The sequence below is a fragment of the Paenibacillus sp. 481 genome (assembly GCF_021223605.1).
Classification (GTDB): Bacteria; Bacillota; Bacilli; order Paenibacillales; family Paenibacillaceae; genus Paenibacillus_B.
Genome location: NZ_CP075175.1, coordinates 1,481,090 through 1,505,548 on the forward strand (window position 1 = coordinate 1,481,090; position 24,459 = coordinate 1,505,548).

The 24,459-nt window shown below is 45.8% G+C and carries 23 protein-coding genes; 4 read left to right on the forward strand and 19 right to left on the reverse strand.

The genetic code is table 11. From position 1 onward, the window contains the following. Window positions 1-44: 44 nt before the first annotated feature. Window positions 45-380, reverse strand: coding sequence for a helix-turn-helix domain-containing protein (locus tag KIK04_RS06380; protein ID WP_232277454.1), 336 nt, complete (start codon window positions 378-380; stop codon window positions 45-47). Further along, the gene (locus KIK04_RS06385; RefSeq protein WP_232277455.1) at window positions 373-1,380 is read right to left on the reverse strand and encodes a phosphoribosyltransferase-like protein; all 1,008 of its coding nucleotides are present in this window, start codon (window positions 1,378-1,380) and stop codon (window positions 373-375) included. Before KIK04_RS06385 ends, KIK04_RS06380 begins: the two co-directional genes overlap by 8 nt. Window positions 1,381-2,058: 678 nt before the next feature. On the opposite strand from KIK04_RS06385, the gene KIK04_RS06390 reads away from it, so the two are divergent. Next, entirely contained in the window at window positions 2,059-2,394 is a 336-nt protein-coding gene (locus KIK04_RS06390; protein ID WP_232278625.1) for a GNAT family N-acetyltransferase, read from the forward strand. Window positions 2,395-2,496: 102 nt separating this feature from the next. Here the strand turns inward: KIK04_RS06390 and KIK04_RS06395 are convergent, their stop codons facing one another. The 3 genes from KIK04_RS06395 to lpdA are packed head-to-tail and all read right to left on the reverse strand — an operon-like array spanning window position 2,497 to window position 5,725. Next, a complete protein-coding gene (locus KIK04_RS06395) occupies window positions 2,497-3,669 on the reverse strand; it encodes an ABC transporter permease (protein WP_232277456.1) in 1,173 nt (390 codons plus the stop codon). Continuing rightward, window positions 3,653-4,285, reverse strand: a complete 633-nt coding sequence (locus KIK04_RS06400) for a biotin/lipoyl-containing protein (protein WP_232277457.1) — start codon at window positions 4,283-4,285, stop codon at window positions 3,653-3,655. Before KIK04_RS06400 ends, KIK04_RS06395 begins: the two co-directional genes overlap by 17 nt. A 36-nt stretch (window positions 4,286-4,321) precedes the next feature. Beyond that, the gene (gene lpdA / locus KIK04_RS06405) at window positions 4,322-5,725 is read right to left on the reverse strand and encodes a dihydrolipoyl dehydrogenase (protein ID WP_232277458.1); all 1,404 of its coding nucleotides are present in this window, start codon (window positions 5,723-5,725) and stop codon (window positions 4,322-4,324) included. Between the two features lie 195 nt (window positions 5,726-5,920). On the opposite strand from lpdA, the gene KIK04_RS06410 reads away from it, so the two are divergent. Next, complete coding sequence (locus tag KIK04_RS06410; protein ID WP_232278626.1) at window positions 5,921-6,487, forward strand: TetR/AcrR family transcriptional regulator; 567 nt, start codon at window positions 5,921-5,923, stop codon at window positions 6,485-6,487. Between the two features lie 166 nt (window positions 6,488-6,653). Here the strand turns inward: KIK04_RS06410 and KIK04_RS06415 are convergent, their stop codons facing one another. From KIK04_RS06415 to KIK04_RS06445, 7 genes are all read right to left on the reverse strand, one after another. Then, on the reverse strand, window positions 6,654-7,046 hold the full coding sequence (locus KIK04_RS06415; protein WP_232277459.1) for a DUF1259 domain-containing protein: 393 nt from the start codon (window positions 7,044-7,046) through the stop codon (window positions 6,654-6,656). 126 nt (window positions 7,047-7,172) lie between these two features. Next, window positions 7,173-7,880 (reverse strand): DNA alkylation repair protein, encoded by a 708-nt coding sequence (locus KIK04_RS06420; RefSeq protein WP_232277460.1) that lies wholly within the window; start codon window positions 7,878-7,880, stop codon window positions 7,173-7,175. A gap of 160 nt (window positions 7,881-8,040) precedes the next feature. Next, window positions 8,041-8,610, reverse strand: a complete 570-nt coding sequence (locus KIK04_RS06425; protein ID WP_232277461.1) for an SF0329 family protein — start codon at window positions 8,608-8,610, stop codon at window positions 8,041-8,043. Between the two features lie 793 nt (window positions 8,611-9,403). Continuing rightward, entirely contained in the window at window positions 9,404-10,276 is an 873-nt protein-coding gene (locus KIK04_RS06430) for a hypothetical protein (protein WP_232277462.1), read from the reverse strand. A gap of 30 nt (window positions 10,277-10,306) precedes the next feature. Beyond that, on the reverse strand, window positions 10,307-11,416 hold the full coding sequence (locus tag KIK04_RS24175) for a collagen-like triple helix repeat-containing protein (protein ID WP_442951162.1): 1,110 nt from the start codon (window positions 11,414-11,416) through the stop codon (window positions 10,307-10,309). Window positions 11,417-11,455: 39 nt separating this feature from the next. After that, a complete protein-coding gene (locus KIK04_RS24180; protein ID WP_269671001.1) occupies window positions 11,456-12,544 on the reverse strand; it encodes a collagen-like protein in 1,089 nt (362 codons plus the stop codon). Window positions 12,545-12,565: 21 nt separating this feature from the next. Beyond that, window positions 12,566-13,663, reverse strand: coding sequence for an alpha-helical endospore appendage domain-containing protein (locus KIK04_RS06445; protein WP_232277463.1), 1,098 nt, complete (start codon window positions 13,661-13,663; stop codon window positions 12,566-12,568). A 541-nt stretch (window positions 13,664-14,204) separates the two neighbouring features. On the opposite strand from KIK04_RS06445, the gene hpaB reads away from it, so the two are divergent. Then, a complete protein-coding gene (hpaB, locus tag KIK04_RS06450; protein WP_232277464.1) occupies window positions 14,205-15,668 on the forward strand; it encodes a 4-hydroxyphenylacetate 3-monooxygenase, oxygenase component in 1,464 nt (487 codons plus the stop codon). A 522-nt stretch (window positions 15,669-16,190) separates the two neighbouring features. Here hpaB and rlmD read toward each other — a convergent pair. From rlmD to KIK04_RS06470, 4 genes are all read right to left on the reverse strand, one after another. After that, window positions 16,191-17,765, reverse strand: coding sequence for a 23S rRNA (uracil(1939)-C(5))-methyltransferase RlmD (gene rlmD, locus KIK04_RS06455; protein WP_232277465.1), 1,575 nt, complete (start codon window positions 17,763-17,765; stop codon window positions 16,191-16,193). A 341-nt stretch (window positions 17,766-18,106) separates the two neighbouring features. Further along, window positions 18,107-19,018, reverse strand: coding sequence for a diacylglycerol kinase (locus tag KIK04_RS06460; RefSeq protein WP_232277466.1), 912 nt, complete (start codon window positions 19,016-19,018; stop codon window positions 18,107-18,109). Window positions 19,019-19,044: 26 nt separating this feature from the next. Further along, complete coding sequence (locus KIK04_RS06465; protein ID WP_232277467.1) at window positions 19,045-19,866, reverse strand: sirohydrochlorin chelatase; 822 nt, start codon at window positions 19,864-19,866, stop codon at window positions 19,045-19,047. Further along, window positions 19,866-20,156, reverse strand: a complete 291-nt coding sequence (locus KIK04_RS06470) for a YerC/YecD family TrpR-related protein (RefSeq protein ID WP_232277468.1) — start codon at window positions 20,154-20,156, stop codon at window positions 19,866-19,868. Before KIK04_RS06470 ends, KIK04_RS06465 begins: the two co-directional genes overlap by 1 nt. 306 nt (window positions 20,157-20,462) lie before the next feature. Here KIK04_RS06470 and KIK04_RS06475 point away from each other — a divergent pair, with 306 nt between their 5' ends. Continuing rightward, window positions 20,463-21,167: a hypothetical protein gene (locus tag KIK04_RS06475; protein ID WP_232277469.1), complete on the forward strand. Its 705-nt coding sequence runs from the start codon at window positions 20,463-20,465 to the stop codon at window positions 21,165-21,167. A 123-nt stretch (window positions 21,168-21,290) separates the two neighbouring features. Here the strand turns inward: KIK04_RS06475 and KIK04_RS06480 are convergent, their stop codons facing one another. The 3 genes from KIK04_RS06480 to KIK04_RS06490 all read right to left on the reverse strand — a co-directional run bounded on the left by KIK04_RS06480 (window position 21,291) and on the right by KIK04_RS06490 (window position 24,265). Then, entirely contained in the window at window positions 21,291-22,292 is a 1,002-nt protein-coding gene (locus KIK04_RS06480; protein ID WP_232277470.1) for an inorganic phosphate transporter, read from the reverse strand. Window positions 22,293-22,384: 92 nt separating this feature from the next. Next, window positions 22,385-22,996, reverse strand: a complete 612-nt coding sequence (locus KIK04_RS06485) for a DUF47 domain-containing protein (protein ID WP_232277471.1) — start codon at window positions 22,994-22,996, stop codon at window positions 22,385-22,387. Between the two features lie 147 nt (window positions 22,997-23,143). Beyond that, on the reverse strand, window positions 23,144-24,265 hold the full coding sequence (locus tag KIK04_RS06490; protein ID WP_232277472.1) for a DUF3048 domain-containing protein: 1,122 nt from the start codon (window positions 24,263-24,265) through the stop codon (window positions 23,144-23,146). Window positions 24,266-24,459: the final 194 nt, after the last annotated feature.

Consider the following 24,459-nt stretch of genomic DNA (forward strand, 5'->3'; position numbering starts at 1 on the left):
CTCGTTATTCTAATCTAGAAGATCTCTCATAAATAATAGTAACACTATTTCAATCTCTTTTTAAAGTTTTTTGGTACAAAAATATGGAACAATCTTGTCGGATCTGGACCATCGACGGTTGATTTTAGATCTTCCAATAAAATATTGTCGAGATATTTATCACTGAGAAACTTTTTACCAAGCGAAGTTAAACGATAGGCTCTAACATCTTGATTACGATTTATAAACCCTTCTCTGATTAATTCTGAGATGGATTGCCTGACAAGATTATAGTTCATACCAACTAGTTCTAATAAATCATTGATATCAAGAACAAATTCATGATTATTTAAGTAGATTAATATTAATATTTTATGAAAATCCACCTCATGATTAGTCATTCAATTCCCTTTTCCTTCTTTCTTCTTCCACACTTTTTGCTAGTTGGTACCTCATATCGCGTCTCTCTTCTTTTCTTCTTTTAATTTCATGTAAAGTACTTGATTCTTTAACATCTAAACTATCTCCATTTTTCTTTCTTGGAAAAACAGGATTCCAAGGTAGCACTTCATTTTTCTCATGAAAAGTTGAGAGCGTATTATTAGGTGTATTGAAATAAAATGCCGCTAATGTTTCCGAACGTTTGTATCCCCATGTGTACACAGATTGTGACGCAACCCTTTCTTCATAAGGCTTTAATATTTTCTTTGCTTCTTTTGCATGTCCTAAGTCAGGATAGATCACAGGATCAGAAAACACCTTATTGGCAACGGAGTGATCAAGAAATTTTATGCTAAGACCTGACTCCTCCGCATATTTCAACACATTGACGACTCCCTTCTCAAGACAAAGTATGGGTAAAATATAAATTTGTCTTCCTTGGAAAAAGTCAGGGCACGTCATTTGTGTTCTTTCCATAAAGTCAATTAGCGTATCCCCACTGCCCACTATATCGTCTACAAGCACAATATTTTGTACTTTCGTTAATACATTTTCATCATAAAAGTCTCTAGGTTGAACAGCCATAATATTTTTTGAAATATTTACATCCGCTTCATTCATACAATCAAACAAGCTTATTGCCCCATTCATAATACCTCCAAAAGAACATACTGGTACAAATATAGAATCATTGGTCGGTGATATTAACGACACATAATCTCGATAAGATCGTTCAAACCAATCTATAATAGTCAGGCGGTCAAAATACTGGAAATGCTTAAATAAATGTAAAAATACTCGTCTATCACTAGGTGTAATCGGCTCTAGCCAATTGACCAGTTTCTGTTCTATATCTCTTAATTTTTTATCTACAACCAGCATCTCTGGAAGTATATTATTGTTCTCGATGAATTGCCTTAACGCCTCGCGAATTTCAAAAAGTTCACTAGCTGGTAACACCCACTTAAAACTCCTCTACATCAATATTGTTTGGTACTGTTCACTACTTTTTAATAGCACTACATATACTTCATTAGAAATTCGACTACACCAAACATCTTCCTGCTTTTGTATTATATTCGTTTCTCAACAACTCTCATAAAGGAAAGTATCAAATGGCGTACGATTTTAGGATCAATTCAACGCTAGCCTTTTTATTTAAACTTTAAACACCACTCCTCAATAGCAACCCTCAGCTCTCCGCACGCGGTAAGTAAACAGTGACGACAAACGCTTTCAATATTATCAATGTAAAACTGGATGAGATTAAAAAATATGAATCAACGTGTTCCACCCAAGTCCAATATAATCCTTAACATTCATCCAATCCGCCGAATTCTATGTTAATTGCCATACATATTAGCAAAACCCCTTCCGCCAAATTGGAAGGGGTTTGATACCGTCACATCTAATGTTATTCTCTCCTCACACGTAGTGAGCATCACTCCATGTTTGGGGTTTGCGTAGAACAGACAACATCACGACGGAGCAATATTAACATATGATAAACGGAACAAGTTCACCTATATCCGCTTATAACTACCACTGTGTACGTGGACTTTGGATAGCATCTGTGGCTCTGTCAATATCGTTCATCCTATCCTTAATGCGTTCCAAACCTTGTTGAAGCTGTTTTTGATGAGCATCAAGGCGATGGGCAATTGTGGACTAGTCCGTGTCTCCAAAGAGCACAACAACGGTGAACTCGGATATTTTATTCATCCCGATTATTGGAATACAGGTTTGGCTACAGAAGCCTGCCAAGCTTTGGTTGAGTTCGGTTTTAAGAACTTAGGTCTTGAACGAATACATGGAAAATGCATGGCTACTAACATCGGCTCTAAACGAGTTATGGAGAAGTCAGGCTTGATTGTTGAGGGATTAGCACGGCATGAAGTTTTAAAATGGGGTACATACGAAGACGTCTGGCACTTAGGAACGATTCGCTCGGAGTGGTTGAATCGTAAGTCATAACAAGCACATAGAGGGGCGGAAGCGCCCCTTTTTACTATTTTCGCGGATACATCTAAGCGCATAGTCATTTCTGACCAACTACGCAACCGAACCTACATGTAACTAACTGCTGCTCGGCAGAACGCCCAGATTCACATGCTGTTCCCGACTAGGATAAACCTTCCCTGCTTCCCGTAGCACCAGTAATCCCATTAATAAGGACACAACACCAATAATGATCAGCAACGCCCCCAACTCCTGACTGTAGGCACTTAGCTCCCCTTCCCGAAAAGCCATCCCGCGTATGAGGCGGTTAAGCCAATTCATCGGTAGTGCCCATGCGGAAATTTGAAAAAACTCTGGAAATGCAAGTGGGGTCAGTTGAATGCCAGTCGCAAGAAACGACGGATACAATACGAAACTAGTTCGTAAATTGACTTTGGACACGTCTGTGGCTGAATAACCGATCAATAGACCCATAAGTGACAAGGCAAAGGCATAAACAAGCAGTGGAATAATAAACAGATAAGGCTCCGCTTCAAACCTCATTCCCCCCACCTGCTTTAATAATCCATAGCACAGGAGTAGCGAAAGAGTGGTCAAGACAGCGTACGGTACACTACGAATCCAGAGCTGCAAAGGCGACTTTCCGTTTGCAAAAAGCTTTCCTTCCTGACGCAAGCGAGGTCCAATCGAGCCTGCTGCGCTTGTTGTAATCATCAGCACCACGATATTCACAAATCCAAGTACCATAAAGTCTACATAACTTGTGGTCGGATTAAATAGCATCCGCTGCTGAAGGGACAACGGAGCAACAAGTCCCTGTGATGTTTCGGCATCCATCCCTTTTTGGGTCAGACGGATCATAGAAAGGGTCATATTTTCCGTTAGGATAACTTCCTGAATCGCGGTCCGGATGCCGGTTAGCCCTGAGGGCATCGTGTTATCCATTAAGATGCCGAGATTCGTTGTTATCCCCTGCTGCTGACGTAGCTCCAACTGTTTGGGGAGCATGATGACCGCTACAGCCTGCTCATTGGCGAGTAATATTTCTGGGTTCAGGCGGCTAGCGTGCACATTTGTGACGCTCATATGTGGGGACGCGTTTATTTTAGAGATCAGTTGCCGTGAATACGAGCTGTGATCCTCATCAATGACAACAACAGGCGATTCGCTGATTTGGTTCTGCGAAAACATGAAGCCAAAAAATAGGGCCGCGACAAGCGGGCCGATAAAAATCAGGCGAACATACTTACTGCCCGCTACATACTTCCACTCATCAATCAGTGACTTCATCAAGTTTCACCTCCGCTGTCATACCCGGAAGCAAATCAGCATTCGAATTCATACGTATTCGGACAAGAAACATACTTAAATCGGCTTGCCCTTTTTCACGTGTCATACGCAAGTTTGCAAATTGAGGGGCCGCTGAGATGGAAGCAATAACACCCATCACCTGCGTTGGGTGATCCAAATAGGGGAAATGAACAGTAATGTTTTGATTAACCCCAAGCTTTTGGATTTCACTTTCCTGTATGTAGAGATCTGTATAATAATTATTTTTTTGCAAAATTACGAGCGGCACCCCTTGCTGTACTTGATCTCCCGGCTTTACAATCATCCTGTTGATCACGCCATCATCCGGTGCGAATACATCTATGTCTCCTGCTGTAGCTGACTTAACCTTGAATAGCACCTCTCCTTTTTTTATAGAATCGCCTACAGCCACACCAACCTCAACAATCGCCCCGGGACTCTTCTGATAAAATACGGTCTTTTGCTCCGCCTCAAGCACGCCTTGTTTCCTGCTCTCAGCCTGACTGACAGCATCCTTTCCTTTCACAACAAGTAACGAACCTCCAACGATCATTGCAATTGCAATCCCGATATAAATGCCTACTTTGATCTTCATCCTTCAATCCCTCCTATTACGATCCCCAATGTAAGGTTAATCCTGCTGCTCTTTTTTACTTTTCAGCATCATTTTTCTGACCGCGTTTTCCGCAGCCTCCATGATCACTTCTCCCAATGTAGGATGAGGATGAATCGTCATAGCCAAATCCTCCACGGTCGCACCCATCTCGATCGCAAGCGCAAGCTCTGATATGAGTGTTGATGCCTCCACACCTACGATTTGTGCACCAATCACAATGCCTGTGGTCGGGTTTGCTACAATCTTGACGAATCCTTCGGTTTCCCTCAATGCCAATGCTCTTCCGTTAATCGCGAAAGCTGCTTTGCCAATCATAATCGGGATCGCTTGTGCCCTTGCTTCCGTTTCACTTAAGCCGACACTAGCCAGCTCTGGATGAGAAAAAACGACGAGCGGAATGGCTCTATAATCAACCACAGAGGTAAGGCCGATAATAGCTTCTGCCGCAATTCTGGCTTCATAGGACGCCTTGTGAGCGAGGGTTGGGCCAGCCGTAATATCGCCAATGGCTAAAATATGCGGGATTGCCGTTCTGCACTGTTCGTCCGTCTCGATTAATCCCCTGCTCGTTACTGGCAAGCCAATGCGTTCCAATCCTAACTTGCCGTCTGTATTCGGTTTTCTACCGATCGTGACTAACACATACTCGGCTGTAACATGATGCTGCTCCTGATTTTTCGAATAGTGCAGTGTAATGGCATCCGCGTTCTGTACCACTTTTTCAGCTGTAGCCCCGCTTATCATGTGAATGCCATCTGCTTTCAACTGTCGGACAACAGGGGCCGTAAGATCCGCCTCGAATCCAGGCAGCACCTGCTCTCCCCCCTCTAGAATCGTTACCTTTGTTCCAAACTTGGCATACATTTGTCCCAGTTCAACACCAATATATCCACCACCTACAACGATCAGACTGGTCGGAACCTGAGGAAGCGACAGAGCTTCTGTAGAAGACAAAATACGTCCTCCAACCGGAAATGCTTGCAGCTCAATCGGACGAGATCCCGTTGCCAGTATGGCGTACTTAAATGAAATGGTCTGCTCCTGTCCAGATTGATTGATAACAGCGGTATGTTCATCAACCAAACTAGCCTCCCCTTCCACAATGCTCACGCCGGCAGTTTTTAATAAATAATGAACTCCGCCTGCCTGCTTGTTCACAATTGCTTGCTTGAAATGCTGAGCATCCTTAAATGACGCTGCCGCATCTGCATGATTGAACTCTTTGAGCAAATCATAGCGATGCGATTCAGCAATTAATGCTTTGGATGGAATGCAGCCCACATGCGTGCAGACTCCGCCAAGCTGACTACGTTCGACAATTGCCGTCTTCATACCAAGCTGTGCAGATCGCAGCGCCGCCACATAGCCCCCCGGACCTGATCCAATGACCAACGTTTCTACGGATTCAAGCTTACTCATATTCTGATACCTCCGATTGAAGCTATTTTAAAATATGATGATCATAATATATTATAACCATCATATTTTAAAAGCGTCAACAACCGTGTTCAGCCTTTCTTGAACTAACAGCTACCCGATCGCTAAATTGACACGTCTTATTATGACGCTTATAATATTTTGAAAATACAATCATAAAGCTGTGGAGTGATTACAATACCGTATCCCAAAGGACATAAGATGAAAGTGCGGAATAAGATCGTTGAAAGTGCTGCCAAGGCTTTTCGTACCCATGGTATCCACGATGTAAGTGTTCCGTTCATTATGAAGGGGGCCGGATTGACTCATGGCGGGTTTTATTCACATTTTGACAACAAAGAACAGCTCGTCGCCGAAGCCTGTCGGTATGCCATCAGTGATACCATCGCCCTTTTACAGCAAGCCGCTGACCAAGAGAAACAGAACCCCAAGATCAATACGGTCATTGATTATTATTTAAGTACGTATCACCGCGACAACACGGAGATGGGCTGCATTATTCCCGCCCTTTCTGGCGAGTTATCCCGTGCTTCGGAAGAAATTCGGCAGGTGTTCACCCTTGAACTGGAACGGATGATTGCTTTTATCTCTAATCTGGCGGAAATCGACACGTCCAAAGGGAGCTCCCTAATGAGTTCCATGGTCGGCTCGCTTGTTCTTGCACGAACTGTCAGTAATCCTGAACTGAGCGGCAACCTTCTCTCGGCAGGCAAGCAGTATGCCAAAGCACTCGTTGTGGCCTAACTATCTGTTCTTACTTTTTTTGAATCCTAACAAGCTGCTCTGCAAAAAGGAGAGAGAATCCTTCCACTGTATGTGAAAAAATAAGTGAAAAGAGCAGACATACATACGTGCCTGCTCTACCAACTTGATGGAGGAGCTTCCTAAATCCAACTCCTTCTATATGTGCTTATTCATGAATGCCATCTAACGCTAACCTGACTTTACGTGCGAACCTAAGCGGTTTATCAACGGCCTCAATATTGACATAAATCAAACGTGGACAATCGAACAGCCATTCGCTATGAATAGACGACACTTTAATGCCTTGTTTCCGAATGGCCGTAATGAACAAATTCACTTCTTTTTCTAGGAATGCTGCTCTGCCTAGACACAGCGCCCTGCCCGTTTTTTCATTTAAGGATTCAAACGAGAAAGATGACGTGACTTGAAATCTTTTGCCCAAAATAGTTGCTCTTATTTGACTTCGATTGATTGTCGAGACGCACTTTCCGCCAGCAAAGCCGGGTTGCCCCCCAATTATTTTTGAGAACCGCTTACAAAGCAAATCGTTATTAGGCATACTTCGTTTCCTCCCCTGTTTTTATTTATGGTATGAGTACCAAAACAGGGTTGAAACGGACTTTAACCTACCTGCCCCCAGGATGAAAATAAAAAAAGCCCTCTCCATTAAGAAAGGGCTACAGGATTAACACCTTACATGTTTCCGTTTGAAGCCAAGTTGTCCTTTATCTACTGCCTTTTGAATATTATCGGAAGCATTTAAGAATTTGCTCTTTGCCTTATCTTTCTGAACTTCGACCGGGCCTACCGTCTTTGCGATTTCGACCGCCTGATCGTGGAGTGGCGAATAGGAAGTTGCCACCGTATATATAAAATTATTCATCGCGTATTTCGTTCGTTCAGGAGAATCGTGAATCGTTGTTTTCACCATTTCAAGCAGATTAGACATTTTGCTTTCGGAAAATTCATGATCTGGGCGATTGCCCAACAGCCAACAATAACAGCTCCAGCCTGCCGACATTCTCAATTCCTCGCCGCTTGTGATCCAGTCATCCGCAACTTCTTGTGCAATATCTGCTTCAGCTAAAGTTACTGCAACTACATAATCGGACAGCATATAAAAATAAGCCGTATCCATCCAACGGTCAAAATCCGCCTTGGTCATTGCTTTGGGGTCTGCAATCACACCTGCAAAGTACATGGCGTCGTAGTTCCCAGTGGCGTAAAGCTGCTCAGCCAAGGATTGATCTATTTTGATCTTTCTCGCAAGCGGCTTCATTTGGCCTGTAGCCACGCCAAAAAGAGGCTCTTGAGCGCCATTGGACATATATATTTTTTTGGTTCGTTCCTTACCGAGCGCTTCGAGCTCTTGCATGATCGTTTCTAAATCCATCGTATATCACTTCTTTCATGTGCATGTTTTCCTTTAAAGGGATAACCATCAAATCCATAAATCCATTACTCATGTCATGTTTCCATTGCTTTCTCTATTATACAAAAAGGTACCCATAGCCCGCACTTTTTTGAAGTGTCTAGATTATGGGTACCCGTTTTCATAATGTGCTACGCCGTAGTTCATAAAAATATTGCACAATGGGATGCTTTAACTTCATTTTCTCGGTCATGTTTAAAATTCGCTTTTTTCCAACTCGTCTGTCCACTAGAGCTAAAATATTCAATAAAATATCATTGCTCTCTAAGCTTTCCTCTATAGAAATAGATAAAAACGTAGTAGCTACAACGATAAAATTTGATTTACTTAGTGATGCCTGTGCTGACAAAAGTTCCTTTGCATGTTCCGATATTTTTCTACTTCTTGCAATTACTTTTAGACGATCTTCCGGAACAGTCCCCTTAGTATCTATTCTGACCGCTTCAATTTCTTCATGGTTGATAGGGATTTGGATGTCTGAATCATTCTTAATTTCCTGCTCCGTCTGATACCATCTGATTGAGCTAGTTGTGTCATTCATATTGAGTACGTTCTTTTTATCTACGGCAATATAACAAATTCCTGATTTATCAGGTAAATAACGGTAAGCACTTGCCCGGTATTCGACCTTTCCAACTAACGCAGGACAGAGAAAACTCTCCAGTTGTTGCTTTAATTTGCTCCAGGACATGAATCCTCCTATGTTCTCAAAACCTACTACCCGTATTTGCGACTGTCAGTCTGTTAGACTGTCAGGCTTTCTTTTTTAAACAATACCTCGTTTAATGATGAACTTATGACGGTTGGGTATCTACTTTCCGTAGAGCACGGGTTACACATCCTTAACCAGCACCGCCACACTCTCCACATGGGAGGAATGCTGACGGTAGAAACTAATACCGTTTGAGATGTACCGTACTCACCTCCTAGTATACAGGCTATCGAACTACCAAACAAATAACAACTACATCAGTCGTTTCCTTAATCATAATCAAGCTCTTCTTCAACAAGCTTTGTGAACGACGGCTCATCAATTACAATTGCATGAGAATGGCAAAAAGAAAGCAGCTATTATAGACGAATATGAACGAAGTGCATCTACCTTAGATCGATGGATCAAACAATATCAGCAATGTACGACGTCCTGCAAATTTCCAAGAGTATCTTTTATGTATGAAGTAAAACAAAAACAGCAGGATGACGATGCCACGGAACCTATCGTTGAAATTTCCCAGAAGAATAGACCGTATTATGAAGGAGCATGGGCTTGCTTCCACCTATACGGTTGCCCAGTATAAGCCGCGCAAGGCTCTTTTGCGATGAGGAACAACAACCTAATAAGCTAAACCGTCAGTTTCAGCAGTCAGAAACCAGATCAGTCGCTCATTAAGTATGAAAAGGGAGCGTACCCTTTAAGTAGTACATCTACTTTTGGGACAGCCCCTTATTGTTGTCACTACTTACAAACGGGAAAATATGGTTCATCATCCAATTTGCATCATGTTTATAACGGCTGAATAAAACTTTGTGGTTCTATTTGTATTATTGACCAATCGCAGAATTTGACTAGGTTCTGACCCTGTATTAAAGACGGCTGAACCCGCTGCGCTAGTATACATGGATAATTCGTTTGCAAGTGCTGGGGCCACCGAATAACTTTGCACCAAAACATCGTTATTCAAGGTTAATACCATGCTAACAGATATCCCTGTGATTCCGGGGACAGCAACGAAATTATAGGAAGCAAAATAGGTGGCATTGGGCGCTAACGAAATAGACGTTCGCTCGCTTGGCAAAAGAATGATGCCAGTACCGTTAACCGGTTTTGCCTCTAGGAAATGAAATGGCTCTTGAGAGCCGACATCTGTATACCCGAATCCGTAGATTCCAGCATTATTGTTAGTTGCGGAATTCCCAGAAGGACTGACTTCCACGATCCTGAGGTTAACGTTGTTAAAATTTGATCCCGCCACACCGGAAGGGGGAAAGCCGGTAAGCTGCAAAACACTTGGATTCGGTGCTGGTGGCGTATTAAATACAACTCCTCCCGATACGCTTGAAACCGGCGCAGTTAATCCCGGAGGGATTGTCGAGGGGAAGGAAAGGGTTTGCGATCCGGGGACGAGCGTGCCGTTAAGAGTTAACTGAGATGATAAAACAAACCCCGCAGTTGGCGTACTAAACTGAACGTTATATTCAGCCAAATAAGCTTTGCATGGGGTCAGCAAAATGTTAGACAATCCTTGCAATTGAATAGAAGAGCCGTTTTGAACAACCGTAGACAAGATAGCTGGCGATCCATTGGCAGAGATGGCTCCGCATCCTCCCGAGCAAGAAAAGTCTGCACTACTGCTCATTGTTCAGATCCTCCTCCTTTCCTTGCGGTCTTATGCGAGTTTAATAATACTTATGCCATAGCTATCGTACGCTTGAGCTATAGCAGAGTTATTTATTACGGTTAGTATACTTGGACCCCCGCCAGGTGTGTTGATGATTGTGGTCGATACCAACACACTATCCGCTTCAGCGGACACAGACGATGACGTATCCGTTGTATCCGAGCCAGGAATCGTAACTCCATTCAACTGTAATGCCAGATTCCCAGTGTAAAGTTGCGAAGTAAATAAAAATGGTTTCGCATGATAGTCGATGTAGTAGGTTTGATTAGGTGCGAGAAAGAAATCCGTTGAGCCTGGTACATGAGATATCGCGGTACCATTAACCGCAACGTTATTTGGAAATGTAAGTGCAGTGCCTGCTGGAAATGGACCAAGTCCGAAAATACTATCCGAATATAAATTATTCACAACTTCCTGCACGCCTGTTACTCCCGTAGCCCCTGTTGCACCTGTTGCGCCTGTTGCTCCCGTAGCTCCAGCTGTTCCTGTAGCCCCTGTTGCTCCGGTTGCTCCAGCAATACTTGCTCCAGTGGCACCTGTAGGTCCAGTTACACACGGACAGACTCCTGTTGCTCCAATTGCACCAGTAGCTCCCGTAGCTCCCGTGCTGCCAGCAGCTCCCGTGCTCCCTGGACTACCCGTAGCTCCAGCAGAACCTGTCGCACCTGTTACGCCTGTCACACCTGCCGCGCCATTAGCCCCAGTACTCCCTGAGATGCCGGTTGCTCCACTCGGCCCTGTCGCTCCAGCAGGACCGGTCGTGCCGGCTGCCCCGCCAGCCCCAGTTGCCCCGGTAGGTCCCTTTAACGGTGTGTTTATAACGGAGATTAATTTATCGGATAACAGCATTTCATATTTTACAGCTTGCACGATCGTATCCCTTACACTGCTGTTAATATTCAGCAGATCACTAACAGATGCAGGCGGAGTTAGTCCTGGAAGGGTTCCAAGCGCATATTGAATCTTTTCGGCTTCCGCATTAATAATATGACTTAACCCTAGCTCTTCAAGGGCAACAGATATTAACAACAAATTTAATGCGTCATCTAAGCCAATTGTTATCGTTGGCGTGATGTTGGGAATATTCGCTTGTGACACCATGATCACTCCAATCTCTTAAGCGTCGTATTTGTCAGCTCAACTTAAGGCAATGACAGAGACATTTATAGCGTTAATCGATCCGATTGAACCAGTATTCGTTGAAAATGCCAAGGTTGTAGGAAAAGTAGCATTTATGATAGCGCTACCTCCCGCACCCGTAGTATCTCCCGTCGCCCCAGCCGCAAAAAATCTAAGGAGCAACGCAGAATTAATAGTTGCAATAGCGCTAGCTTCAAGATTAACAACCGTGGTAAATGCAAATGTAACTGCAAAATAATAGGTGTGTCCAACAGTTAAATTTATTGAATTGCTGCCTGGAACAAGTGAAATCAATGACCCTTGTTGTAGTCTGATCGTGTTAATTGGTATAGGTGCATTAGAACCAGTTACAGATAGCCCCGTTGAAAAAGCACTTAGGAAATTCGTAATTACAGGGGCTGTTGCTCCTGTTGCTCCCACTGCGCCTGTCGAGCCTGTAGCGCCAGTAGTACCAGCAGTGCCAGCAACACCTGTAGAGCCTGTCGAGCCTGCCGGTCCTGGTACCCCTGTTACTCCTGTCGGTCCGGGTGGACAGTTTGTTGGACAAGTACCCGTTGGTCCCGTCGGACCAACAGTACCGGTCGCGCCGGATGCCCCGGTAATTCCCGTCGCGCCAGTAGTACCCGCAGCACCCACCGTGCCTGTCACACCAGTTGCTCCTGTTGCCCCAACAGTGCCGACTGCACCAGTTGCTCCTGTAGCTCCTGTCGCTCCTATCCCTCCGGTTGTTCCAACTGGACCTGTAGGCCCTATCGCACCGGTTGCCCCCGTAGCACCGGTAGCTCCTGTAGACACATCCTGCTGCAAGATGTTGTCTAACTTGAATTCCAACATAATAGCCTGCTTGGCTAAAGCAAGAATTGTATCCTGAACAGAATCATTTACTAACAGAAGGTCGCTTATTGTAGCCCCCGGCGTTAATCCAGGCAGTGTACCGACCGCGTACTGAATTTTCTCTCCTTCGGCATTAAGAATGTGACTGAGCCCCAGTTCCTCACTGGCTATAGAAGCTAGCAGCAATGGGATAACCTGATCCCGGCTCAGTGTAATTGTAGGCGTAATATTAGGCAAATTAGCTTGTGACATATGGCACTACTCCTTTCTAAATTACTGAAGTGAATAAATAGATATAGAAATAGTGGAGAACTGGGCCGAAACTCCGGACGTGTTTATGATTTGCAGCGTTGAAGGTGTGCCTCCAGTCTGAATAATGGTTTGGTTTTGCAACTGTCGATTAATTGCTGCCCCTGTAGTGAGCAAAAAAGAGCTCGTCGTTCCCGGCACAATAACACCGTCCAAAAAAAGAGCCGTCGACAATGTCGTTGTAAGGATCCCTTGTACAGCATAAAAGACAAAATACGTGTGGTTTGCAGCAAGATTAATCGTCCCGGTTCCGGCAGTGTTTGAAATTAACGTACCTATAACGGAATTGTTTCCTTGTAGAATAAGAGGGGCTCCATTCGCTACGACTTGGGGGAGAGTATTGGGAGTAAAGAAGTTAGCAGATCCAAGGGGGGTTGTTGCACCTGTAACACCGACTCCCCCAGTGGCTCCGGTAGCACCCGTCAGCCCCGTTGCGCCCGTTGCGCCTGCAGCTCCCGTTGCCCCCATCGCTCCAACGCCAGTGGCTCCTGTTGGACCTGTCGGCCCTGGCGGACAAGTTGGACAGGGTCCTGTAACCCCAGTCGTACCCGTCGTACCCACAGCTCCCGCAGCTCCGGTCGCACCTGTCGCACCCGTTGGACCCGTCGTTCCTGCCGGTCCCGGCACCCCAGTAGCTCCGGTTACCCCGGCTGTTCCTGTAGCTCCGGTAGGCCCAGTAGCTCCTGCTGACCCTGTCGCTCCTGTGGCTCCTGTCGGACCTGTACCTGTAGCTCCAGTAGCCCCAGTTGCCCCCGTCGCTCCGATTGTCACTTCGGAATTAAGTACGCTTGAGAGCATCGTATCTAACAAAAATTCTTTCTTCGTCAGCACATTCATCATGTCTCTGACACTTTCGTTAACAGCAAGAATATCGCTGATAGTGGCAGGAGTCGTTAATCCAGGAAGTGTACCTATAACATACTGGATTTTTTCCGCTTCCGCGTTAATTACGTGGCTTAATCCTAGTTCTTCTAGTGCGATAGACGCGAGCAGTAAGTTGATAGCGTCATCACGATTTACAGTGATCCCTGGAGTAATATTAGGTACGTTAGCCTGCGACATTTATGGCTCCCTCCTTTTTTAGTGAGACGGATTTTCAAGCCAACTGTGACAGCTCATTCATGAATGATTCGTAAGCTGTTCTCCACCCAAAACATTTTCTTGATCGATGATTTATGTGGTCAAGTGTATGTGATAGTTCGTCTTCTGTAACCGTGGCAAAATCATATGCCCAACAAGCTTCAAAAAACGATGACAAAAATAATAATCATGGGGATTCTAATATTTCTCCTAGTTGAATGAATTTCATAAATTCAAACCCTTCCAGAGAAAAAGTGATTCAGGAGCACCTCTCCAAATCTCGAATAGGTTAATCAGCTGCACCAGCCAAAAGAGAATGAACTGCGGAGAACTACTATGCTATATATTCGAAACGATCGGATTTTGTCACTGTAAGACTTTTTAACATGAGTCTGGAATCTCGAAGGCTTGTGGATAGTTGTAGGAAAAATCCCTGATACCTGCGTCAAAAAATCATTAGGAATCCATATCCGAATTTCCCGAGCCGCGTACACTATACATAAAACTTTCAGGAGATGGTTGTATGCCAATAAAAGACGGCAAGCAGTATGTCGAGCGACTCGACGCATCCAAAACCAACGTCTGGATTCAAGGAAGCAGAGTAACCGTTCCCGTATCGAGCCATCCTGCGTTTGCCGGGCTCATCTCTGCTCAGGCTGAATTGTACGATATACAAGGTCAGCCATCGTTCCAACAGGATATGACTTATGAATCACCGACAACAGGAGATCCGGTAGGAATGTCGTTTCTAGTTCCGCGGTCGAAGTCAGACCTGAAGAAACGAAGAATCATGATCGGACGTTGGACCGACGTTCATCATGGGTTTCTCGGCCGTTCCCCGGATTATATGAATACGACGATGATGGCTTTCGGTGCGGCGGCGGAGCTGTTGTCCGAGTATGATCCAATGTATGCCGCAAACGTGAAAGCTTACTATGAATATTGCCGAGAAAACGACATTACGTTATCTCACGCTTTCGTCGTTCCGCATATGGCAAGGTTGAGAACTTTGATGAAGACACTGGAGCTGCCGGATGCTCCGATGGTTGTCGAAAAGACGAAGGAAGGCTTGATCGTGAATGGCGCGTTTTGGATCGCAACACAAGGAGTTACGGCTGAGGAAATATTGGTGTACCCGTCGCCGCTGCCTTCTCCTCATAGAGAAAATCCGTATGCCTTCAGTTTCGCCATTCCGAATAATTTGCCCGGAGTCAAATTTATTTGCCGAGAAAGCTTCGTTGCCGGAACATCGCGGTACGATTATCCGTTAAGCTCCCGCTTTGAGGAAATGGATACGCTGGTTGTACTGGATCATGTGCTTGTACCGCATGAGCGGGTATTTATGTATGGCGATACACAGATGATGGCGCGTTTTTTCGAAGAAAGCCATTTCCATACACATGCAGGGCATCAGGTATTGTGCCGCGTTATTGCAAAAACCGAATTTTTGCTCGGGACGATTGAATTAATAATAGAGTCGTTAGGCTTGCGCACGTACACCCCGGTTATTGAAAAAGCAACGGAGGTGATCGCCGCGTTAGAGTCGCTAAAGGGGCTACTGGTCGCTTGCGAAGCGAACGCGCAGCTGGATCAGTGGGGTTCGATGCTGCCGGATTCCAGACCGCTGTATGCCGCTAACTACTTGTTTCCGAAGCTGTATCCCCAGATGATAGAAATCGTGCAACTACTAGGTGCGAGCGGCATCGTTATGATTCCAAGCGAGCAAGATTTCGTATCCGAAGCGGCCGGAGATATCAACCGTTTTTTGAGAGGTATCAACCTGAATGCGAAGCGGAATGTCGGCTTATTCCGGCTCGCCTGGGAACTGAGTACAAGCTCGTTTGCCGGGCGGCAAAGCTTGTATGAGCGGTTTTTTTTCGGCGATGCCATTAAAGTGGCTAACCGGTTGTATTACGGATATACGGATAAGGATGTATATGCCGAGAAGGTTAGCAATTTTTTGTCTGACTCCATAACAAACAATTAATATCAGGAAAGATCTCGCTGCATTTTGACGCTTTCGCGAACTTAGACTTTCCTCTATGAATCAATTTCATAAATGCTGTTACTGCTGATAGATGTTTAACCATGCGCCGCGACAAATACCTGTCTTCAAAGGCTCGTAGACCGTATCCGGTGAAAAATGGCATTGTAATATTAAAATCGCACTTATGAGTTGCAATCCCGACTGGTTGGCAGTCCTTGCAATCTAAAAGTGCGATTTAAATATGCTATCCATTTGATTTAGTAAACTTTTCGTCTTATAAGCATCTATATATGGTTTAGGCAACCTATTATTTGTATATTCAATCTATTGACACTACGCACTCTACAGGAGATGACTGCTGACGGTAGAAAACAAAAAATATGATTTGGCTGATATTCACCTATACCAGCTAATATGTAAAACGATCCACCAAACTTATGCAAGGTGGATCTCTCAACCATTTTGGGTAAAAAAAGAGAGGGGCGAAAGCCCCTCTTTACTAATTCCGCCAATACATCTCAACTATAAATTTCCCCTCACCAAAACCGCAACACTCTCCACATGCACCGTGTGCGGGAACATGTCCACAGGCTGCACCTCTTTCACCGTGTAGCCCCCATCCGCCAACACGCGCAAATCACGCGCCAGTGTCGACGCATTGCACGACACATACACAATGCGCTCTGGGCGCATTTCAAGCATCGTGTCCAGCAACGCGTTATCGCAGCCTTTACGCGGCGGGTCGACCACGATCACATCCGGCGCTAAACCGCGCGCTTTCCAGCCTGGAATAACGACCTCGGCTGGGCCGACCTCGAACTCCGCGTTCGTCATGCCGTTCAGCTCCGCATTGCGGCGTGCATCGGCAATCGCTTCCTCGACAATTTCTACGCCGAGCACGCGCTTCGCCTTCCGCGCCAAGAACAACGAAATCGTTCCGATGCCACAATAAGCATCAATAACGGTTTCGTTCCCTGTCAGTCCAGCGTACTCAACCGTTTTACCGTACAGCACTTCGGTCTGTACCGGATTCACCTGATAGAACGAGCGTGCCGAGATGGCGAATTTCACATCGCCAATATAATCGGTAATATGCTCGTCGCCCCACAACACACGCGTCAAATCGCCAAAAATGACGTTCGTGCGCTTCGTGTTCACGTTCTGGCAAATGCTCTTTACATTAGGCACTTTCTCTGCCAACGCACGCACAAGCTCATTGCGACGTGGAATGTTGTCGCCGTTTGTAACCAGTACAATCATACGCTCGCCTGTGTGGAAGCCGTATTTAACAACCACATGGCGCAGCAAGCCGTGGTGCGTCTCTTCGTGATAAGGCTGAATGCCTAGCTCACGCGCAATTTGTTTCACTTGCAAGACCACTTCATCGTTCGCCTCATGCTGGATTAAACATGTATCCGTATCAATGATCCGGTGACTGTTACGAGCATAAAACCCACCGATAAGCCCGCCCTCACGCTCATTCATGCCGATCGGAACCTGCGCTTTATTGCGGTAGCGCCAAGGATCTTCCATACCAAGCGTAGGCAAAATCACAACAGCCTCCTCTTGTGAATCACCCTCGCTCAACCCCATCTCAGCATTATTCGTCTTGAACTTGCCGATACGCTCCATCACATCCACCACATGCTGACGCTTCCATACCAGTTGCTCCGCATACGACAAATGCTGCATCTGACAGCCGCCGCATTGATCGTAAATCTCACACTCCGCCTCAATGCGGTGCGGACTAGCTGCAAGACGCTCGACGACCTTCGCGTAGCCGTACTGCTTCTTCACTTTAAGCACAAGCACACGTACCTTCTCACCTGGCAGCGCACCATTCACGAACAGCGTAAAACCTTCTACGCGCCCAACGCCTTCCCCCTCATGAGTTAGGCCAATAATATCCACAACGACAACATCATTTTTATCCACAGGTGCAGTATGTGCCTTGGCAGTTGACCTATCAGGTCCCTTCACGCCATTCCCATTTCCACTCGTGTTTCGATTTACATTTACCTTCTCAGCTAACTTTTTATGTCCAACGGAACCTTTTTTCCCTCTCGTGTCCGACCGCTTATGCGATTGCTTACTCATGTTTTTGTTCCTCATCCGTCCCTCACTCACTTGTCCTGTCTGTATTGGTCATTCTTATTAGTATAAACCTATTGTTAAGCGCATAAGCACCAAAATATCCACAACTAACTTTCCACTGTCAAAATGGTTACCTCTTCATGACCCAACATCAAGAAGCGGCCCGCCCCGCCAGCTCTCCCTCTTTCAGAAGAACAAGTGCGAAACCGACCGCCACCATGTATTATGTCGTCATTCTATTCTAACATTGGTATGCCCATTTTGCATATGAGAGAATGCTGCCACTGGCCGCAAGCCACGTCCAGCTACTACCCAGATCACAGCTCCAGCCCTCAACATTCATCCTACCGATACGACGACTCCCCCGACACATCCGCAAAAATATGCAAATGGCTCGGCAGCACCTCGAACGTCGCCGGCAGCGTGCCGCCAAATTCACCGTCCAAATTCAGCTGCACCACATCAGGCGAAGTCACCTGCACATACTTCGACTGCACGTGTATAATGTGCGGGTCCGCCAAATGCTCGCCGCGCAGCGCCAATCCGGCAATCCGAATAAACTCAGCCAAATTGCACTTTTTCAACATTAAGATGTCGAACAATCCGTCATCTATGCGGGCACCTGGGGCCAGCTTCTCAAAGCCGCCAACCGAGTTCGTGTTCGAAATTAGGAACAACATAAACTCCTCATGGAACACGCCATGACCGTCCACTTCAATGCGCAGCTCCGTCGGACGGAAGCGTCCAATTTTCTCAAGCCCCTTCACATAGTAAGCCAAATGCCCGATCATCGTCTTCATCTTGCTCGGAACCTCATACGTCACCTCGGTCAACGAGCCGCCGCCAGCGATGTTAATAAAATACTTATCATTCGCCCGTCCCAAATCAATCACACGCGTCTGCTGACGTACGATAAGCTCACACGCATCATCCCAGTTACGCGGGATGCCCAACGCACGCGCAAAATCATTCGTCGTCCCAAGCGGGATAATGCCTAACGGCGGACGACGATCCTTCACCGCCATCCCGTTGATCACTTCGTTCAACGTGCCGTCCCCGCCAGCCGCGATAATAATATCGTATCCACGATCAATCGCATCAGCAGCGCTGCGCGTCGCATCGCCTTCCCCTTCCGTAGCATGAGTTGTCGTCTCGATGCCTGCCGAATCCAACCGTTGTAAAATGTCGGCCAGCCGCCTCTTTCCTTCCTCTCTGCCGGAAGTCGGATTATAAATTAGCCTCGCTCTTTTATACATGCTTGCGTCACCCATTTACAATCTATTCATTGCTGCACAATCCGACCACTTACAGGACGGCTGTCACTCGACTCGTGCATCGTGTCTAACACCCTCAATGCTTCCTGCTCAAGCCACACGCTTAAGGCAGGATGAGGTAACAATGTTTGACCGTCGTACTCAACAGTCTCGCCTGATAACCGCTCTGGAATAACTTGATTCGTAAAATAACCCGTACTCAAAAATAAAGGAACAACGACCACTTGTCCGCCCATAGCTTCCGTACGTACTCGCAATTGCCGAGCCGCTCCTGCCACATCCTCGCAACATAACAACGCATGGTCAGCGTACGCGCATAGACCACGTTCCAGCAGCATACGACCTAAATGAGACAGCCCTTCATGCCAACGCGTTTGAAACGGTTCATGCGGGCTGCCATGAGCAATAAGCAGAACACCATCGCGCTCACCAGCTACACGTAACCCCTTTAACCTAGATGCTAGCATATCCAGCACCGCTTCATCGCCATCTAAAGGTTGTCCATAATAGATACGCGCGCGTACAGCAAATGGCTCCAGATCCGTTTCTACCAACGACTCTGCCTTTACCCCAAGTGCATACGCAATCTCATCTACATGTGTACTCCCTGAGGAGACAAACAAAGGCAGCACGCCAATCGCGTTCACGCCTATTGCTTCCAGCTCATCAATGCCGTCCTGAATACTCCTCCCAGGTACACATTCCAAAAAAGAAGAAACTACCGGTATCCCTTCAGGCCAATTAGCCTGAGCAATTGCCTCGTCTACAAGCGCCACCCAAGCTGCGCTGCGTGAGCCGTGGCTAATGACAAGCAGACCGGGTTTGTCCATTAGCGGCTCAAACGCTCCAACGCCATGTTGTAGCCGTCGTTGCCATAATTCAAGCAGCGCTTAACACGCGAAATCGTAGCTGTACTAGCTCCCGTCTCCGCTTCAATCTGATTGTACGTGCAGCCTTTACCAAGCATACGCGCCACTTCCAAACGCTGCGAAAGCGATTGGATTTCATTAACCGTGCACAAATCATCAAAGAAAATATAGCATTCTTCTACCGTTTTTAACGTTAAAATCGCTTCAAATAACTGATCGACTGTTTTATCATTTAACTTTTTAAGTTGCAAACCGATTCACCCCTACACATAATCGCTGATGTCCATATTGTACTTCCTTTAACATGCCTTTTCAAGCATCACAGTTGTTCTGCGTTAACGAACTACCGCATCCTGAGCCCGATTTAATCTACTCTATTTAGGCAGTCGTCCACGCGAGTTGTTCGCCCACGACATACAGTATAATATTCCACGCTAAAATAGCAACATAATTTAACAAGGGGAGAAAGGTGATAACCAATGAGCGCTCCTTATAACAACCCCCGAACATCGGCGACGCCCCCGAAAAACTTCACAAACGACCCAAGCCTCACCAACATGAATCGATCACAATCGATGAATCGTCCTTACGATAACTCACCATCCAATCGTAGTTTTTCAGGTGGTCCTGGTTTCGGTTCTGGATTTGGATCGGGCTATAATTCTGGATCTGGATTCGGTTCAGGCTACAATTCTGGATTTGGTTCCGGATATAACTCCGGTCCCCCCAAATTCTCTTTTCCAAACCAGTCCAATTTCATTATACCGTACCCTTCCAAATTTGAAATCCCCCCACTTCCGATGAACCCAACACTACCAACGTTTCCATCATCCACACCAGCAGTGACCGAGACACCTGAAGCCACAGATAGTAAAGATAAAAAAGGAAGTGGCTTCTCTTTTGACGATGTCAAAGGAATGGTTGACCGGTTGGGAGGCGTTGAAGGTATCGTGTCTACGGTCGGGAAGGTACAGAAGGTCGTGCAAAGTATACAGCAAGTCGCGCCGATTGTAAAAATGGTGATGAGCCTTATGCCTAGCAAATCGAGTAGTAACGATAGCAGCGATTCTGCCCGCGAAGAAGAAGTTGAAACACAAGAAGCGCCACCTCCACGCCGCCGCCGACGTAAACGTACGGGCCCTAAAAGCGATACATCATCACAATATTATGGCAAAACGTATGACAGACCCCCAGGCAGGCGTAAGCGGTCAGGTTCAAGACCGAATGCGAATGCAAAATCCAGGCCCAAATTCAATACCTAGTATGTCTCTATTTCGACACATACCGCATAGTCCTTCAGAAACGTAAACCCCGCTCCAGCAAACAAAAAAAGCCGACCCACAAGGGCCGGCTTTCCTATCAATTGCACATTCACTTTTTTTATATTACAACAAGATCATTTCCAACACTTTCAGGGTCAATCCTGCAAATGCCGCACAGATCGGAATCGTAATAAACCAAGCGATAATAATACGACCTGCAACGCCCCACTTAACAGCGGAGAAACGCTTCGCGGAACCTACACCAAGAAGAGCGGAAGTAATCGCATGCGTTGTACTGATTGGCAAACCAGTAACTGTAGCAGACATAATGACGGATGCAGCGGACAAGTCTGCTGCAAAGCCGTTTGCCGGCTCGATTTTGAAAATTTTCGTACCCATCGTCTTAATGATCTTCCAACCACCGACAGATGTACCAAGTGCCATCGCTGTTGCAGCTGCGAGTTTAACCCACAACTGAACTTCCATACCTTCTTGCAATTGAGCTGCTACGAGTGCAAAAGTGATAATACCCATCGCTTTTTGTGCATCGTTCGTACCGTGCGTAAACGCTTGGAACGCAGCCGTGAAAATTTGCATTGTGCGGAAGCCTTTATTAATCGTATGCGGATTTCTGCGAGCAAAAATCCACTTAATTAAGGTCATCACGATATAACCAACAACGAATGCAATAATAGGCGACAATAACAACGCCAATACGATATTTTTAAATCCACCCATGTTCAGACCACTCATACCTGCACCTGCAAAGACCGCACCCGCTAGGGAACCGATCAACGCATGAGAAGATGAGGAAGGAATTCCGAACCACCATGTAATCAAATTCCAAGCAATAGCTGCAAGTAACGCCGCAGCTACAATCATCAGACCGTTGTCTAACGTAGCTGGATCAGCGATGCTTCCGCCGATTGTCTTAGCAACCCCTGTAAATGTCAGGGCACCAACAAAGTTCATCGTCGATGCCAAAATGATAGCAGCTCGGGGAGTTAACGCTCTTGTCGACACCGAAGTCGCAATAGCGTTTGCTGTATCGTGGAAACCGTTAATAAAGTCAAACGCCAACGCGAGGAATATGACTACCCCCACGGAAAATAAAAACATATCCATAATTTATCTATGATTGCACGAAACCGCTCTTGGCCTTGTCCGCGCAATCCCCAACCTCCTTCGTACTTTCGCTTTTAGCGCTACGACAGTTATTAGGAATTTCGCATGACGATCGACTCAAGCTGGTTCGCTACATCTTCACAGCTGTCTGTCGTATCTTCAAGACGCTCGTATACTTCTTTACGCTTAATCAATTCAATCGGGTCTTTAATGTTAGCGAACAAAGCGCTAATACCACGGCGCAACAAATCGTCGCCAGAGTTCTCCAACTCATGAATGCGAATGTTATGTTCACGCATCGCAAGCAATTTCTTTTGCGTAAGCAGGCGAATCGATTTTTGAATCTCAAGCGCGGAGCGCTTAATGACGTCTGCGAACAACACAACAATTTCATCACGTTCAATCATTTGGTACATTTCGAAACGGGATGCGCATGCCTCCATACCGTCCAGTACATCGTCCAACGCTGTCGTCAAAGCCATGATATCATCACGCTCGATCGGAGTAATAAATGTCTTGTTAAGCTCCGACACGATTGTGTGTGTGAATTTGTCGCATTTGCTTTCTAGCTCTTTCATTTCTTTCGCAAAAGACGACACATCACTTAAATTTTCTACACCTTGGGCGAACGTTTCTGACGCTTGCACAAGCGTATCCGCCATATTTTGCAGCGTTTCAAAAAATACGTCCTGTTTCTTGAACATTTCTGAAATCTCCTTTGCAACCAAATCCGATTGTTTTGATAACTTTTAAAACCTTACATATCTTATCACAGGTTGTATAGGGTTTGTAAAGAACCTATACGAATAAAGGCATAACTTGTCGAATTTTATCCTTAAATGAAATCGCATTCACTTCCAATTTGCATATTTTTCTATGCTCAACTGACTAGGAACAACCAAAATATGCGTAATTCCAGAGGCCATAGGTACCATTTTTCCATCCTGTATGAACACCATTGGTCCGTCGCCTTCATGGCGAATCCACTGGCCACGCTCCACCCGACCCTGTTTGAACAACAATGCCTCGCCACCGTTCTGAAGCTGCACTTCTAAACGCCCCACATCGTCGATAACCCGATGCGGCGCAGCGATCACCATCACGTTTGCCGCCGTTAACGGCTTATTATTGACTAAGTCGATATGCGCTTTCCCATCCATATACCTCGCATAGCTTCTGCCTTCTTTTTCATAAACATACTTAACTGGATTATCATTTTTCATAAAATGCACTTCGACTTCATGTGCAGCCTGTGCCCCCTGTGGTAATGAAGCAACAGCTACACTTTGTGGCGCAACATCCTGATTTTCCTCAAAAAGAAACGCTGGAACATCTACATCCTGCCTATACTTCTTTTTTGAAGCCCCCGCTTCCAACTGCTCTAACTTGGTATACAAATTGTGTGGTGCCTTACGAAATTTTTCACGCCAAAAATAGCTTCCGGCATTCGTAATTTCGTCCAAGTACGCTTTACGTTCTTTTTTCAAAATGGAATACGCCTCTGGACTGCCCCCTGCATGGGCAAGCACAGCGTTAAAGCTCTCGCCAATATCAATTAAATATGGACGAATGCTCCGCACAGGACCGATCGGGCCATCATAATGCAGCTGACTATGAAAAATAGCCACGATGCGCGTAATGCCACCCTCTGCCATCACCTCAATTAACATATCCGCCTGCGACAGACCCGATTGCGGTCGCGCCCTTTTAAAATTATTAATCATCACCGCGACGGGCCGCTTCTGATGCAGGTGCTCCGAATTTATATCCGTGCTGCGTACTCCCGTTAAGGGAGCTGGCTTGCCTATATGGTCAGGTGCAACATCACGCTGCTCTCCGCCATTGGGTAGGTCAACTCCATTTTCCGAAGCATTCTTTCCCGCCTGATCTCCATCCGAACTGCACGAGGTAAGCAATAGCAATATCGTTGCAACTGCAATAATCATCGTCAGCCAAGTACGTGTTGCGCGCATTCAAGCACCTCTCTTTGTTTGAATAACGAATACAAATATGAATACAAATACGAACAACAAACGAACATCATTACGACTACAGTTAAATAGAGCAGTCAATCCAACCTGTTATGGATGATCCAGCACGGACGAGGCACACTGTCTTTTATATACGGAATGTTCAACTTGAATGTCTTTCAAATAGTAGACACATT

Bases quoted from the DNA above. Each gene is read 5' to 3' on its own strand.
- KIK04_RS06490 (WP_232277472.1), bottom strand. From the start codon at position 24,265: ATGCGCGCAACACGTACTTGGCTGACGATGATTATTGCAGTTGCAACG.
- KIK04_RS06425 (WP_232277461.1), bottom strand. From the start codon at position 8,610: ATGTCCTGGAGCAAATTAAAGCAACAACTGGAGAGTTTTCTCTGTCCT.
- KIK04_RS06395 (WP_232277456.1), bottom strand. From the start codon at position 3,669: ATGAAGTCACTGATTGATGAGTGGAAGTATGTAGCGGGCAGTAAGTAT.
- KIK04_RS06390 (WP_232278625.1), top strand. From the start codon at position 2,059: ATGAGCATCAAGGCGATGGGCAATTGTGGACTAGTCCGTGTCTCCAAA.
- KIK04_RS06400 (WP_232277457.1), bottom strand. From the start codon at position 4,285: ATGAAGATCAAAGTAGGCATTTATATCGGGATTGCAATTGCAATGATC.
- KIK04_RS06380 (WP_232277454.1), bottom strand. From the start codon at position 380: ATGACTAATCATGAGGTGGATTTTCATAAAATATTAATATTAATCTAC.
- KIK04_RS06420 (WP_232277460.1), bottom strand. From the start codon at position 7,880: ATGGATTTAGAAACGATCATGCAAGAGCTCGAAGCGCTCGGTAAGGAA.
- KIK04_RS24180 (WP_269671001.1), bottom strand. From the start codon at position 12,544: ATGTCACAAGCTAATTTGCCTAATATTACGCCTACAATTACACTGAGC.
- rlmD (WP_232277465.1), bottom strand. From the start codon at position 17,765: ATGAGTAAGCAATCGCATAAGCGGTCGGACACGAGAGGGAAAAAAGGT.
- KIK04_RS06475 (WP_232277469.1), top strand. From the start codon at position 20,463: ATGAATCGATCACAATCGATGAATCGTCCTTACGATAACTCACCATCC.
- KIK04_RS06480 (WP_232277470.1), bottom strand. From the start codon at position 22,292: ATGGATATGTTTTTATTTTCCGTGGGGGTAGTCATATTCCTCGCGTTG.
- KIK04_RS06460 (WP_232277466.1), bottom strand. From the start codon at position 19,018: ATGTATAAAAGAGCGAGGCTAATTTATAATCCGACTTCCGGCAGAGAG.
- KIK04_RS06430 (WP_232277462.1), bottom strand. From the start codon at position 10,276: ATGAGCAGTAGTGCAGACTTTTCTTGCTCGGGAGGATGCGGAGCCATC.
- KIK04_RS06465 (WP_232277467.1), bottom strand. From the start codon at position 19,866: ATGGACAAACCCGGTCTGCTTGTCATTAGCCACGGCTCACGCAGCGCA.
- KIK04_RS06415 (WP_232277459.1), bottom strand. From the start codon at position 7,046: ATGCCTAATAACGATTTGCTTTGTAAGCGGTTCTCAAAAATAATTGGG.
- KIK04_RS06485 (WP_232277471.1), bottom strand. From the start codon at position 22,996: ATGTTCAAGAAACAGGACGTATTTTTTGAAACGCTGCAAAATATGGCG.
- hpaB (WP_232277464.1), top strand. From the start codon at position 14,205: ATGCCAATAAAAGACGGCAAGCAGTATGTCGAGCGACTCGACGCATCC.
- lpdA (WP_232277458.1), bottom strand. From the start codon at position 5,725: ATGAGTAAGCTTGAATCCGTAGAAACGTTGGTCATTGGATCAGGTCCG.
- KIK04_RS06445 (WP_232277463.1), bottom strand. From the start codon at position 13,663: ATGTCGCAGGCTAACGTACCTAATATTACTCCAGGGATCACTGTAAAT.